Raw genomic sequence first — 12,134 nt, 5'->3', positions numbered from 1 at the left:
CCGAGATGTTCCCGGACCGCAACATCGTCGAGAACGCCGTGAACTCGGCCGACCACACCACGCTGGTTGCCGCCGTGCAGGCCGCGGGCCTGGCCGAGACGCTTTCCGGTCCCGGCCCCTTCACCGTCTTCGCCCCGACCAATTCGGCCTTCGAGGCGCTGCCTGCCGGCACTGTCGAGGACCTGCTGAAGCCCGAGAACCTGCAAACGCTGCAGACCGTGCTGACCTGCCATGTCGTGCCGACCGAGGCCTTCTCGCCGGCCGTGGGCCAGATGATCCAACAGCGTGGCGGGACGGCCGCGCTTGAAACGGTGGGGGGCTGCACGCTGACGGCTTCGATCGATGCGGCCACCAATGCGCTGCAGATCATCGACGAGAACGGCAATGTCGCGACCGTAAACATTCCCGATGTTGATCAGTCGAACGGCGTCATCCACGTCATCGACACCGTGCTTCTGCCCGCGTCGTGATCTGACCGGCAGGGGCTGAGCGTCCCCGACATGACAGCCCCGATGGCCTGTGCAGTCCCCTCTGCACGGGCCTTTTGCCTTCTTGGGACCCCTTGCTGGTGCTGAACGGCGAAACCCCCCTTGCCTGCAGCGCGTTGCTGATGGCTGATACACTGCGGCATCCCGCCACAGCCATATTCACGCCAGAGGAACGACATGAGCGGACTGATTGCGCTTCTTGACGACGTAGCCGCCATTTCCAAGGTCGCCGCAGCGTCGATTGACGATGTGGCAGGACAGGCCGCCCGTGCCGGGGTCAAGGCCGCGGGTGCGGTCATCGATGACGCCGCCGTCACGCCCAAATATGTTCATGGCTTTGACGCCAGCCGCGAGTTGCCGATCGTCTGGAAGATCGCGCGCGGATCGCTGTTCAACAAGCTGATCATCCTGCTGCCGGTGGCCTTGCTGCTGTCTGCCTTCGCGCCGTGGGCGATCCCGCCCCTGTTGATGCTGGGCGGCGCCTATCTGTGCTATGAAGGGGCGCACAAGGTTGCCCACCTGTTCCACCATACCGAAGCCCATGACAGCGAGCGCCATACCCATCCCGAGACCGATGGCGCCGCGCTGGAGGAAGAACGTGTCGCGGGCGCCATCAAGACCGACTTCATCCTGTCGGCCGAGATCATGACCATTGCACTGTCCACCATTCCGACCGCCGACAGCCTGCCGATCAAGGCGCTGATCCTGGCGCTTGTCGCGGTGGCCATCACGGCGGCCGTTTACGGGTTCGTCGCGCTGATCGTGAAGGCCGATGATGTCGGCGTTCACATGGCCACGCGCCGCAACGGAGCCGTTGCAGCCATGGGCCGGGGGATCGTCCATGTCATGCCCGGCTTCATGACGACACTGACGGTGATCGGGACGGCCGCGATGATCTGGGTCGGCGGGCAGATCGTGGTTCACGGCCTGCATGAACTGGGCTGGCATGCCCCCTATGAGATCGTGCACGGCATGGCCGAAGCGGCGGCTCATGCGGTTCCCGCGCTGCCCGGTGTCGCGGCCTGGGTCACGACCGCGTTCTTTGACGGCATCCTGGGGTTGATCCTTGGCCTTCTGCTGCTGCCGGTGGCCATCTATGTCATCAACCCGGTCATCGCGGCATTGAAGGGTACCCGGTCGCCCGGGCACACGGCCAAACAGCAAGATTGACCAACCGGTCAAAGACTGTCACATTTCCTTCACAATAGCGTTGCGAGGCTGTCACGCGGAGGCATTAGGCGGGCAGCACATCGCAACTCCGTCGGGAGGAAAAACAACATGATCCGATACAGCACCGCATCCGCGGTGGCGCTTTTGGCGTCGCTTGGAACGGCCAATGCCCAGACGACGATTGACTGGTGGCATGCCATGGGCGGCGAACTCGGCGCCAAGCTGGAAGAGATCGTCCAGGGCTTCAACGACAGCCAGGACGAATACCGCGTCACCCCCTCCTACAAGGGCACCTATCCGGAAACGATGACCGCAGCGATCGCGGCCTTTCGTGCAAACCAGCAGCCGACCATCGTGCAGGTCTTCGAGGTGGGCACCGGTACCATGATGGCCGCCGAAGGCGCCATTGTCCCGGTCTACCAGCTGATGGAAGAACACGGCGAAGACTTCGATCCGTCCATCTTCCTTCCCGCGGTGGTGGGCTATTACACGGATCCCGAAGGCAACATGCTGTCGATGCCGTTCAACAGCTCGACCCCGATCCTGTATTACAACAAATCCGTGTTCGAGAAGGCGGGCCTCGACCCCGAGCAGCCGCCGAAGACCTGGGCCGAGATGGAACAGTTCTCGAACCAGATCAAGGAGTCGGGCGCTGCCACCTGCGGCTTCACCACCCAGTGGATCAGCTGGATCCAGACCGAGAACCTGTCGGCCTGGCACAACCAGCCGATCGGGACGATGGAGAACGGCTTTGGCGGCTTGGACGCCAGACTGTCGCTGAACGGCCCCGTGCAGGTCAAGCATTGGGAAAATCTCAAGCGCTGGTCCGACGAAGGCATCTTCAAGTATGGCGGCCCCGTGGGCGGCGACAACGCCGCGCCGATGTTCTACTCGCAGGACTGCGCGATGATCATGGGCAGTTCGGCCAGCCGGGCGGGCGTGATCGCCAATTCCGAAGCCTTCGACCTGGGCTTCGGCATGCTGCCCTATTACGACGATGTCGAGGGTGCGCCGCAGAACTCGATCATCGGGGGCGCGACGCTGTGGGTCCTGTCGGGCAAGGCGGACGAGGAATACGCGGCTGCCGCGGCCTTTTTCGATTATCTCTCCTCCCCCGAGGTGCAGGCCGACTGGGCGTCATTCTCGGGCTATCTGCCGATCACGGAAGCCGCGGGCGAGCAGATGGCCGACTTCTACGCCCAGAACCCGGGTGCCGACACGGGCATCAACCAGATCACCCTGAACGAGCCGACCGAGAACTCGAAGGGCCTGCGTTTCGGCAACTATGTCCAGATCCGCGGCATCATCGACGAAGAGTTCGAGCAGCTCTTGTCGGGCTCCAAGGACGCCCAAGGCGCCCTGGACAGCGTGGTCTCCCGTGGCGACGAACTGCTGGAACAGTTCCAGGCACAGAACCAGTAATCACTGGCATCGATGGCCGGGGCCGCGCCCGATGCGCGGCCCCGTGCCCGTTTCCAGACCCCAGCCCCCCGGTATCCGATGAAGCGCACCATCTTTAACAACCAGTTGCTGCCCTGGCTGCTGCTGGCCCCACAGCTGATCATCACCTTCGTGTTCTTCCTGTGGCCCGCCGCCCAGGCCGTGCGGCAAAGCTTTCTGCGCGAGGATGCCTTCGGCACCCGGTCGACCTTTGTCGGTTTCGAGAACTTCATCCGCCTCTGGAACAGCCCCGAATACCTGAACTCGCTGCAGGTGACGGCGGTCTTTGCCATTTCGGTCACGGGGCTGTCGATGGGGCTGTCGCTGCTGCTGGCCATTGCGGTGGACCGGATGATCCGGTCGACCCGCCTTTATACCACGTTGCTGGTCTGGCCCTATGCGGTGGCGCCTGCGGTGGCGGGCATCCTGTGGTGGTTCATCTTCAACCCCACCATCGGAATCATGCCCTATATGCTGGGGCAACTGGGCTATAACTGGAACCACATCAGCAACAAGGGTGACGCGATGACACTGGTCGTGATCGCCAGCGCCTGGAAGCAGATCAGCTATAACTTCCTGTTCTTCCTGGCAGGCCTGCAGGCCATCCCGGCCAGCCTGCGCGAGGCCGCGGCCATCGACGGCGCGGGCCCGGTGCGCCGCTTCTTCGACATCACCTTTCCGCTCTTGTCGCCAACCACATTCTTCCTGCTGGTCGTGAACATCGTTTATGCCATGTTCGACACTTTTGCCGTGATCGACGCCACAACCGAAGGCGGTCCGGCGCAGGCCACCAACATCATGGTCTACAAGGTTTATTTCGACGGTTTCGTGGGCCAGAACCTGGGCAGTTCGGCTGCGCAGTCGGTGGTGCTCATGGCGCTGGTGGCGGTGCTGACCGTGATCCAGTTCCGCTATGTCGAGAAGAAGGTGGCCTACTGATGATCGAGAACCGCCCTTATCTGAACGCATTGGCGCACCTGACCCTGATCCTCGGCGTCTGCGTCGTGGCCCTGCCGGTCTGGGTTGCCTTTGTCGCCTCGACCCATACCGCGACGGCCTTCATGTCCGGCACGATCCCCATGTGGCCCGGCCCCAACCTGGTCGAGAATTACAGCCGCATGCTGGGTGCCGGCGTGTCCACCAGCGGCACGCCCCCCGTTGGCGTGATGATGTTCAACAGCCTGATCATGGCCATGTCGATCGCCATCGGAAAGATCGTGATCTCGGTCCTGTCGGCCTTTGCCGTGGTCTATTTCCGCTTTCCCTTCCGCGGCTTGGCCTTCTGGTGCATCTTCGTGACGCTGATGCTGCCGGTCGAGGTGCGGATCGTGCCGACCTTCCAGGTCGTGGCCGATCTGGGCATGCTCAACAGCTATGCCGGCCTGTCCATCCCGCTGATCGCCAGCGCGACGGCCACGTTCCTGTTCCGGCAGGTGTTCCTGACCATCCCGGACGAACTGACCGAGGCCGCCCGCATCGACGGGGCTGGTCCCATGAAATTCTTTCGCGACATCCTGCTGCCCTTGTCGCGCACCAACATCGCCGCGCTTTTTGTGATCCTCTTCATCTATGGCTGGAACCAGTATCTCTGGCCGCTGCTGATCACGACCAGTTCGGACTATTATACCATCGTTGCGGGGATCAAGCGCATGGCCGACGCCGTGGACGGCCTGCCGCAATGGCACCTGGTCATGGCGACCGCGATGCTGGCGATGATCCCCCCGGTGGTGGTGGTGATCGGCATGCAGCGCCTGTTCGTCAAAGGTCTTGTCGAGACGGAGAAATAAGACGTGGCTTCCATCATCCTGGACAATCTCGGCAAGATCTATGCCGGCGGCACCCGCGCCGTGGGCGACGTGAACATTGACATCGCGGACGGCGAATTCATCGTGCTCGTCGGCCCATCGGGCTGCGGGAAATCCACGCTGCTGCGCATGGTCGCAGGCCTTGAATCGATCAGCGAGGGCGAGGTCCGCATCGGCGGCCGCGTCGTCAACGACATCGAACCCGCCGACCGCGACATCGCCATGGTCTTTCAGAACTATGCGCTGTACCCGCACATGTCGGTGCGCCAGAACCTGGCCTACGGCCTGAAGAACCGCGGCACCCCCAAGGCCGAGATCGAGCGTCGCGTCGGCATCGCGTCCGACATCCTGCAGATCGGACCGTTCCTGGACCGCAAGCCGCGTGCCCTGTCTGGCGGCCAGCGGCAGCGCGTCGCCATGGGCCGCGCCATCGTTCGCGAACCAGCCGCGTTCCTGTTCGACGAGCCGCTGTCGAACCTGGACGCAAAACTGCGCGTCGCCATGCGGCTCGAGATCAAGGAGCTGCAGAAACGCCTGCGGACGACCTCCCTTTATGTCACCCATGATCAGTTGGAGGCGATGACCTTGGCCGACCGGCTGGTCGTGCTGAACGGCGGGCGGGTCGAACAGATCGGTACCCCGCTGGAGGTGTATCGCCGCCCCGCATCGGCCTTTGTCGCGGGCTTCATCGGCAGTCCCGCCATGAACCTGATCGACACGCGTGCCGTGCCGCATCTGCCCGGCACGGCGCATGCCGGACAGATCGGCATTCGCCCCGAGGATTTGACCGTCACCCCCGACGGACCCATCGAGATGCAGGTCAGCGCGGTCGAGGAACTGGGGGCCCAGCGTCTTGTCCACGGTCAGACAGGCGGCGAACGCATCACCATCACCCTGCCCTCGGACGCACCGCTGTCCGACGGCCTGAGGCTGTCTTATCGCCCCGGCGCGCTGCACCTGTTTGAGCGCGATACCGGCCGCCGGATGGACTGAAACGTGAACATTTTGTTCTTGTGGTGCGGCCCCCAAATGCTACCCTGAGGTGATCCATTCAGGAGGTTGCCTCATGTGCCTGTCGCTGTCCGGTTCGCACCACAACCCCATCGCCTGCATCGTTCCGCCCTATATGCTGCGGGTTCTGGCGCTGCGCGGGGATCGGGCCACGGCCGAGATGGCCCGGACGCTGCTGCGGCATGACGAGGAGATGCGCGCGGAACGGGCCAGCCATGCCAGCCCGCCGCCACCCCTTTCCGAAGGGTTCGCCGGTTCCCTGCCCTTGCCGGCCGTCGATCCCGACCTGTGCTGTGCCGACCGCCACATCCATGATGGGCAGTTCCGGGCAGCGCTGCCCGGGAACCTTGTTCGTTCAGAAGGCGACAGCCCGTGCGGCATCCCGGACGCCGACCTGGCCTATGACAGTGCGGGGCAGGTCTTCTCCTTGTTCGCAGAAGAATACGGCCGCAACTCCTTGGACGGGCGCGGCATGCCCTTGGTGGCGACCGTGCAGCACCGGCGCAATTACAACAACGCCTTCTGGAACGGCGAGCAGATGGCCTATGGAACCGGCGACGGTAAGATATTCCGGACGTTCCTGGAACTGTCGGTCATCGGGCACGAGATGGCCCATGGCGTCATCCAGCATTCCGGCGGGCTGATCTATGAAAACCAGTCGGGCGCTCTGAACGAAAGCATCGCCGATGTGTTCGGGGCGCTGTCCCAGCAGCGCGCCCTGCGCCAAGAGGTGCATCAGGCCGACTGGCTGGTCGGGCGCGGCATCCTGGGTCCGGGGATCAACGGGGTCGCGCTGCGCAGCATGAAGGCGCCCGGCACGGCCTATTCCGACGACCTGCTGGGCCGCGACCCGCAGCCCTGGCACATGGACCACTTCGTGACCACGACCGACGACAACGGCGGGGTGCACATCAACTCGGGCATTCCGAACCATGCCTTCTACCTGTTCTGCAACTATCTAGGCGGACGTTCCTGGGAGTTGCCCGGCCGGATCTGGTACCGGGCGCTGCAGGACCTGAACAACCCGATGGCCAGCTTTTCGGACTGGGCGGACCACACGCTGCGCACGGCCACGCTCTTGGCAGGCAGCGGGTCGCAGGAAACCCTGCTGCTGCGGCGGGCCTGGAAACTTGTGGGAATCTCGGTCTGACGTTATTCTGCCCCGTTGTCAGGAAAGGGGCCGAGATGATCATCGAAATCCACGGGACGGGCGGTTTCGGGGCCATTCCCACCTCGGTTACCAAGCGCGTCGATGTGAAACAGCAGCCGCACGAGGTGCAGGCGGCCCTGTTGGCCGCCTTCCAGCCCCAGGCCCTTTCGCAACTGGAAGGGGCCCCCTGCCCCACCTGCCCGGACCGGATGCGCTATGCCATCACCGTGACCGGGGCAGATGGCTGCCACAGTTTCACCCTGTCCGAGGGCCAGATGAGCGACGACATGCTGGACCTGATCGACAGCCTTTAAAGCCACTGCTTCCAGCGCAGGAACAGATAGGTCCCAACCGTCGTCACCCCCATCAGCACAAGCGCGAAGCCATAGCCCCAAGGCTCGTCCAGCTCGGGCATGTTGGTGAAGTTCATGCCATAAATGCTGGCGATCAGCGTCGGCGGCAGGAACAGCGCCGCGATCACCGACAGGATGCGGACCGTGTTGTTCTGCTGCAGATTGATCATGCCCAATGTGGTATCCACGGCGAGGCTGACCCGGCTGCCCAGAAAATCGGCATGAACCTCCAGCGCCTGGATGTCACGCATCTGTGCGCGGATGACGGGCCGCAGGCGCCCGGCCTCGGGGCGGTCCTCCAGCGTGGCGGTGTGGAAGGCCAGGATCCGCTCGATGGTCAGCAGGCCGAGCCGCACGCGGGCCATCGTTTCGGCCTCGCGCCCCACGTCCTGCAGCGCCGCCTGCAGGCGGTCCGAACCCGCGCTGACCGAGCGTCGCTCAAAGATGCCCGCCGTGGTTTCATCCAAGGTCCGTCCCGCACCTTCCAGAATGTCGGCCAGCCTCGCGATGATCTCCTCCAGCAGGCCGGTAAACAGGCGCTCCGCGCTGGAACAGCCCAGCGTCGAACGCTCGGCACGCGCCGGAAAGGTCAGGAACGGGCGCGGCGAATGATGGCGCACCGTCACCAGCCTGCTGTCGGACAGGATAAAGGTGACCGGCATGGAAACGCGGTCCCCGCCTGCCTTTTCCCCTGGCAGAACCGCAGTCATGTAGTCCAGGCCGTCTTCCCGATACAGCCGGTTTGACAGTTCGATCTCTTCCATCTCGGCCAGACTGGGCAGTGTCACACCCAAGTCGCGCAGCAGTGCAATTTCGGCGTCGTTGGGCTGGATGAGGTCGATCCACAACGCCTCGGCCAGCCCGGCATCCTGGTCCAGACGGTTCAGGCGGTTGCCTTGTGCGGCATAGGCGTAATGCATCGACGGCTCCGGAAATTCAGGCGGGCGGGCGCAGGAACACCGCCAGATCGGCCACGTTGGTGCCCGATGCGCCCGTCATGATCAACCCGTCCGCAGCCGCCAATGTCGGGGTGGAGTCGTTGCGGGCCAGTGCATCGGCGGGATCGATGCCGGCGGCGCGGATCCGGTCCAACGTATCTGGAAAGACGAGCCCGCCCGCAGCGTCGCCCGGTCCGTCACGACCGTCGCTGCCCATTGCGGCAAAGGCCCAAGGTCCCTGCAGACCCGCCGCACGCGCCTCGCAGGCAAAGCGCAGCGCCAGTTCCTGGTTTCGCCCTCCCATGCCGTCGCCCTTCAGTTGCACCGTGGTTTCACCGCCAAACACCAAGGCCTGACCGGGCGCTGCATCACGCACCACGGCCACCAGCGCCCGGGCGCAATCGGCCACGTCGCCCTGCAGGGGGACGCCGCCATCCAATGCCCCCGCCGCGACCATGGCCGCCACACTTTGCGTGTTCGAGCCCACAAGGATGTTTTGTGCCGGGGGTGCCGCAGCCGGCACAGGCGCGGTCATGGCTTGTTGCACCCTTTCAGACAGTTGGTCCCATATGCCCAGTTGTCGACACAGATGCGCGGCCTCAGCGGGCGTGCCGATCGGCGCCACGGTCGGACCCGACGCCACCACCCGCAAATCATCCCCCGGCACGTCGGACAGGATCAGCGCGCAAAGCGGCGCACCTGACAGACGCGACCAGCCCCCGCCCTTCAACCCGTCCAGCGCCTGCCGGACCAGATTCACCTGCGTGATGTCCGCGCCCGAGGCCAGCAGCAGCCCGTTCACCCGGCGCAGATCATCCAGATGCAGCCCCGGCACCGGTGCCGGCAGCATGGCCGAACCCCCGCCCGAAATCAGCGCCAACACGCGATCCTGCGGGCGCGCATGCTGCAATACCTGTGCCACCGCCTCTGCCGCGCGCAAACCGTCCTCGTCCGGCTCCGGATGACCAGCACGCAGGACGCGGACCCCGTCCAAGGCGCTGTCGTTCCCGGCATTCGTAACGACCAGCACGTGTCCCGTGACAGTGCCTGACAATGCCTCCAGTGCGGCCACCGCCATGGCCCGCGCGGCCTTGCCGACAGCGATCACGTGCCAGCACCCGTCACGGTCGAGGGGATCACGCAGCAGGTCAGGCATGGCACGCGACACGGCCGACCCCGGCGCCGCCGCCGCCACGCCGGTTTCAAGAAAGGCCAGAACCTGTTCCCGCATGGTATTCCTCCTGTCCGTACGCATGAAAAAGGGCACCGCAAGGCACCCTTCCAGATCATGATCCAAAGTCAATGGAGCCCGCTTTACCGATCCCGGAAGTGATCGTCGATCTGACGGTCCGCCTCAACCTTGGTCCAGCGGTATTTTTCCTGCAGCTTGCCAGCCAGCCTGTCCTTGTTTCCGTCCATCTGGTCCAGTTCGTCGTCGGTCAGCTCGCCCCATTTTTCCTTGGCCGAACCTTTGAGCTGCTTCCATTTGCCTTGAATGACGTCCCAGTTCATGTGGCACTCCTGACTTAACCTTTGTGCATCATCAACTTCCGGAATCCCTCCACGGCTCCCCCGGCACGATCAGGTCAGATGGCTGGCGTCCGGACACCCATGCCTCCAGGTTGCCTAGGGCACGCAGGCCCATCTGCGTCCGCGTTTCGTCCGTTGCCGTTCCCAGATGGGGCAAAAGCGTGGCATTCGGCGCATCCATCAGAGCCTGAGGGACATGCGGCTCTTGCGCATACACATCCAGCCCCGCGCCTGCGATCGACCGGGCATGCAGGGCGGCGATGAGCGCGTCCTCATCCACCACGTCGCCGCGGGCGATGTTGATCAAACAGCCTGAGGGACCAAGCGCCCTCAGTTCGGGGGCACCGATCATGCCGCGTGTCCCTGCACCACCGGGAACCGCGATAACGGCAACATCACAAGCCCGCAGCAGGGCGTGCAGATCCTCAATCTGCCGGGCCGGAATATCCAGTGCCGAAACGATCGAACGGTTGAAGAACACCACTTCCATGCCGAAACCCAGATGGCAGCGCCGGGCGATGGCCTTGCCGATGCGTCCCATGCCGACGATGCCGACGGTGCGGCCCGACATTTCATGGCCCAGCAGCTGCGTCGGGTGCCAGCCCGTCCACTGCCCCGCGCGCAACAAGCGCTCGCCTTCCGAGGCGCGGCGCAGGACCATCAGCATCAGCGTCAGCGCGATATCGGCGGTCGCATCGGTCACCACGTCGGGCGTGTTGGTCACCGTCACCCCCGCGTCCCGCGCAGCCGCGATGTCGATATGGTTATACCCCGCGCCGAAGTTCGCCAGCATCCGGCAGCGCAGTTCGCCCTGAAAGGCCGCCGCCGTGAAGGCGTCACCCAGCGTCGGCAGGATCGCGTCATGATCCTGCATCGCCCGGCGGGCCTCGTCCTCGGTCAAGGGCGTGTTGTCGCGAAAGGTCGCGTCAAAGCGCGCCCGGATTGCCGCCGTCACCCTGGCCGTCATGGGCCGTGTCACCAAAAGCTTCAAAAGAGCCTCCCGCCGTTGGGAACCTGAAGATCGGGGCGGATCAGGACAACCTCGCCCTCGGGGTCGGGAACCCCCAGAACCAAAACCTCGGACCGGACCGGCCCGATCTGTCGGGGCGGAAAGTTCACCACGCACAGGACCTGCCGGCCGATCAGCGCTTCCGGATCATAATGTCTGGTGATCTGGGCCGAGGACTTGCGTTCCCCCAACGCGCCCAGATCCAGCCACAGCTTGATGGCGGGTTTGCGCGCCTCGGGAAACGGTTCGGCCCGGGTGATGGTGGCCACGCGGATATCGACCTTGAGGAAATCGTCAAAGCTGATCGTCATGTCAGCCGCGCCCCAGTTCTCGTCCACGTTCCGTCGCCGCAGCAACCGTGCGCGCCATCAGGGGCGGCAGGCCGGTCGCCGGGTCCATCAGCACCGCCAGCCCCGCCGCGGTCGTTCCGCCGGGCGAGGTGACATTCTGGCGCAGCACAGCCGGGTTCTCATCGGCATGCACCGCCAGCGCCCCTGCCCCGGCAACGGTCATGCGGGCCAGTTCCAGCGCCAGATCAGCGGAAAGCCCCTGTGCCTCGCCCGCCTTGGCCATGGCTTCGATCAGGTGGAAGACATAGGCCGGTCCGCTGCCGGACAGGCCGGTGACCGCATCCATCTGATCCTCGCCCTGCAGCCGCACGACACGGCCCACGGCGCGCATCAGCGCCTCGGCCAGGTCCAGATGCACGGGGGTCGCAGCATCATTGCCGATCATGGCCGAAATGCCCTGCCCGATGGCGGCAGGGGTGTTGGGCATCACCCGCACAATGGGCGCGCCGGGAAAGGCCTTTTCAAAGGTGGCGATGGTCGTTCCTGCCGCGACCGACACCACAAGCGTGTCCGACACATCGGACATCCGGCCCAGCGCCTCGCCCATCATCTGCGGCTTGACGGCCAGCACCAGCACGGCAGGCCGGTCCGGCAGGTCGGCGTTCACACGCAGCCCCTTGTTTTGCCATTCCGGGGCAAGGTTCGGGTCGATGACCGTGACCGCGCCGGGTTCCAGACCCTGCGCCAGCCAGCCCTTCAGCATCGCGCCGCCCATTCGGCCGCAGCCGACCAAAACCAGTCCGCGGGCGTTGATGTCGTCGAAATCGCTCATGGTTTCCCCCTTTGTCCGGCGGGGACCGTTGCCCCCTCAGGCCCGTCCGTAGGCCTGGCCCATCGCGATGTCCAGCGCGGCGGCGGGACCGGTCCCGCCCCAGCTGGTGGGCTGGGGC

At 64.7% G+C, this 12,134-nt stretch carries 14 protein-coding genes; 8 read left to right on the top strand and 6 right to left on the bottom strand.

From position 1 onward, the window contains the following. The 8 genes from ACLHHB_RS12975 to ACLHHB_RS12940 form a co-directional block, all read left to right on the top strand. A partial coding sequence (locus ACLHHB_RS12975) for a fasciclin domain-containing protein (protein ID WP_410218698.1) occupies positions 1–470 on the top strand: 470 nt, incomplete at its 5' end. A gap of 195 nt (positions 471–665) precedes the next feature. Further along, on the top strand, positions 666–1,658 hold the full coding sequence (locus tag ACLHHB_RS12970; RefSeq protein ID WP_410218697.1) for a DUF808 domain-containing protein: 993 nt from the start codon (positions 666–668) through the stop codon (positions 1,656–1,658). Positions 1,659–1,766: 108 nt separating this feature from the next. Further along, positions 1,767–3,080: a sn-glycerol-3-phosphate ABC transporter substrate-binding protein UgpB gene (gene ugpB, locus ACLHHB_RS12965; RefSeq protein WP_410218696.1), complete on the top strand. Its 1,314-nt coding sequence runs from the start codon at positions 1,767–1,769 to the stop codon at positions 3,078–3,080. A 78-nt stretch (positions 3,081–3,158) separates the two neighbouring features. Beyond that, positions 3,159–4,037: a sn-glycerol-3-phosphate ABC transporter permease UgpA gene (gene ugpA, locus ACLHHB_RS12960; protein WP_410218700.1), complete on the top strand. Its 879-nt coding sequence runs from the start codon at positions 3,159–3,161 to the stop codon at positions 4,035–4,037. Further along, on the top strand, positions 4,037–4,885 hold the full coding sequence (gene ugpE, locus ACLHHB_RS12955; RefSeq protein WP_410218695.1) for a sn-glycerol-3-phosphate ABC transporter permease UgpE: 849 nt from the start codon (positions 4,037–4,039) through the stop codon (positions 4,883–4,885). The genes ugpA and ugpE overlap by 1 nt, the downstream gene beginning before the upstream one ends. Before the next feature lie 3 nt (positions 4,886–4,888). Further along, on the top strand, positions 4,889–5,896 hold the full coding sequence (locus tag ACLHHB_RS12950; protein WP_410218694.1) for a sn-glycerol-3-phosphate import ATP-binding protein UgpC: 1,008 nt from the start codon (positions 4,889–4,891) through the stop codon (positions 5,894–5,896). Between the two features lie 73 nt (positions 5,897–5,969). Then, positions 5,970–7,064 (top strand): M4 family metallopeptidase, encoded by a 1,095-nt coding sequence (locus tag ACLHHB_RS12945; RefSeq protein ID WP_410218693.1) that lies wholly within the window; start codon positions 5,970–5,972, stop codon positions 7,062–7,064. Between the two features lie 35 nt (positions 7,065–7,099). Continuing rightward, entirely contained in the window at positions 7,100–7,378 is a 279-nt protein-coding gene (locus ACLHHB_RS12940; RefSeq protein ID WP_410218692.1) for a protealysin inhibitor emfourin, read from the top strand. Here the strand turns inward: ACLHHB_RS12940 and ACLHHB_RS12935 are convergent. From ACLHHB_RS12935 to proC, 6 genes are all read right to left on the bottom strand, one after another. After that, positions 7,375–8,337 (bottom strand): magnesium transporter CorA family protein, encoded by a 963-nt coding sequence (locus ACLHHB_RS12935; RefSeq protein ID WP_410218691.1) that lies wholly within the window; start codon positions 8,335–8,337, stop codon positions 7,375–7,377. The genes ACLHHB_RS12940 and ACLHHB_RS12935 overlap by 4 nt on opposite strands. A 16-nt stretch (positions 8,338–8,353) precedes the next feature. Further along, entirely contained in the window at positions 8,354–9,586 is a 1,233-nt protein-coding gene (locus ACLHHB_RS12930; protein ID WP_410218690.1) for a glycerate kinase, read from the bottom strand. 83 nt (positions 9,587–9,669) lie between these two features. Then, positions 9,670–9,867 (bottom strand): CsbD family protein, encoded by a 198-nt coding sequence (locus ACLHHB_RS12925; RefSeq protein WP_410218689.1) that lies wholly within the window; start codon positions 9,865–9,867, stop codon positions 9,670–9,672. Positions 9,868–9,898: 31 nt separating this feature from the next. After that, complete coding sequence (locus ACLHHB_RS12920; RefSeq protein ID WP_410218688.1) at positions 9,899–10,876, bottom strand: 2-hydroxyacid dehydrogenase; 978 nt, start codon at positions 10,874–10,876, stop codon at positions 9,899–9,901. Then, a complete protein-coding gene (locus ACLHHB_RS12915; protein ID WP_410218699.1) occupies positions 10,873–11,205 on the bottom strand; it encodes a tRNA-binding protein in 333 nt (110 codons plus the stop codon). Before ACLHHB_RS12915 ends, ACLHHB_RS12920 begins: the two co-directional genes overlap by 4 nt. A gap of 1 nt (position 11,206) precedes the next feature. Then, entirely contained in the window at positions 11,207–12,016 is an 810-nt protein-coding gene (gene proC, locus ACLHHB_RS12910) for a pyrroline-5-carboxylate reductase (RefSeq protein ID WP_410218687.1), read from the bottom strand. Between the last annotated feature and the right edge of the window lie 118 nt (positions 12,017–12,134).

The sequence above is a fragment of the Paracoccus sp. (in: a-proteobacteria) genome, assembly GCF_046462195.1.
Lineage (GTDB): Bacteria > Pseudomonadota > Alphaproteobacteria > Rhodobacterales > Rhodobacteraceae > Paracoccus.
This window is presented reverse-complemented; position numbering and strand designations above follow the sequence as displayed.

What these genes read in the sequence shown, in the direction of transcription:
- ACLHHB_RS12970 (WP_410218697.1), top strand. Translation starts at nt 666, where the DNA reads ATGAGCGGACTGATTGCGCTTCTTGACGACGTAGCCGCCATTTCCAAG.
- ugpB (WP_410218696.1), top strand. Translation starts at nt 1,767, where the DNA reads ATGATCCGATACAGCACCGCATCCGCGGTGGCGCTTTTGGCGTCGCTT.
- ugpA (WP_410218700.1), top strand. Translation starts at nt 3,159, where the DNA reads ATGAAGCGCACCATCTTTAACAACCAGTTGCTGCCCTGGCTGCTGCTG.
- ugpE (WP_410218695.1), top strand. Translation starts at nt 4,037, where the DNA reads ATGATCGAGAACCGCCCTTATCTGAACGCATTGGCGCACCTGACCCTG.
- ACLHHB_RS12945 (WP_410218693.1), top strand. Translation starts at nt 5,970, where the DNA reads ATGTGCCTGTCGCTGTCCGGTTCGCACCACAACCCCATCGCCTGCATC.
- ACLHHB_RS12940 (WP_410218692.1), top strand. Translation starts at nt 7,100, where the DNA reads ATGATCATCGAAATCCACGGGACGGGCGGTTTCGGGGCCATTCCCACC.
- ACLHHB_RS12935 (WP_410218691.1), bottom strand. Translation starts at nt 8,337, where the DNA reads ATGCATTACGCCTATGCCGCACAAGGCAACCGCCTGAACCGTCTGGAC.
- ACLHHB_RS12930 (WP_410218690.1), bottom strand. Translation starts at nt 9,586, where the DNA reads ATGCGGGAACAGGTTCTGGCCTTTCTTGAAACCGGCGTGGCGGCGGCG.
- ACLHHB_RS12925 (WP_410218689.1), bottom strand. Translation starts at nt 9,867, where the DNA reads ATGAACTGGGACGTCATTCAAGGCAAATGGAAGCAGCTCAAAGGTTCG.
- ACLHHB_RS12915 (WP_410218699.1), bottom strand. Translation starts at nt 11,205, where the DNA reads ATGACGATCAGCTTTGACGATTTCCTCAAGGTCGATATCCGCGTGGCC.
- proC (WP_410218687.1), bottom strand. Translation starts at nt 12,016, where the DNA reads ATGAGCGATTTCGACGACATCAACGCCCGCGGACTGGTTTTGGTCGGC.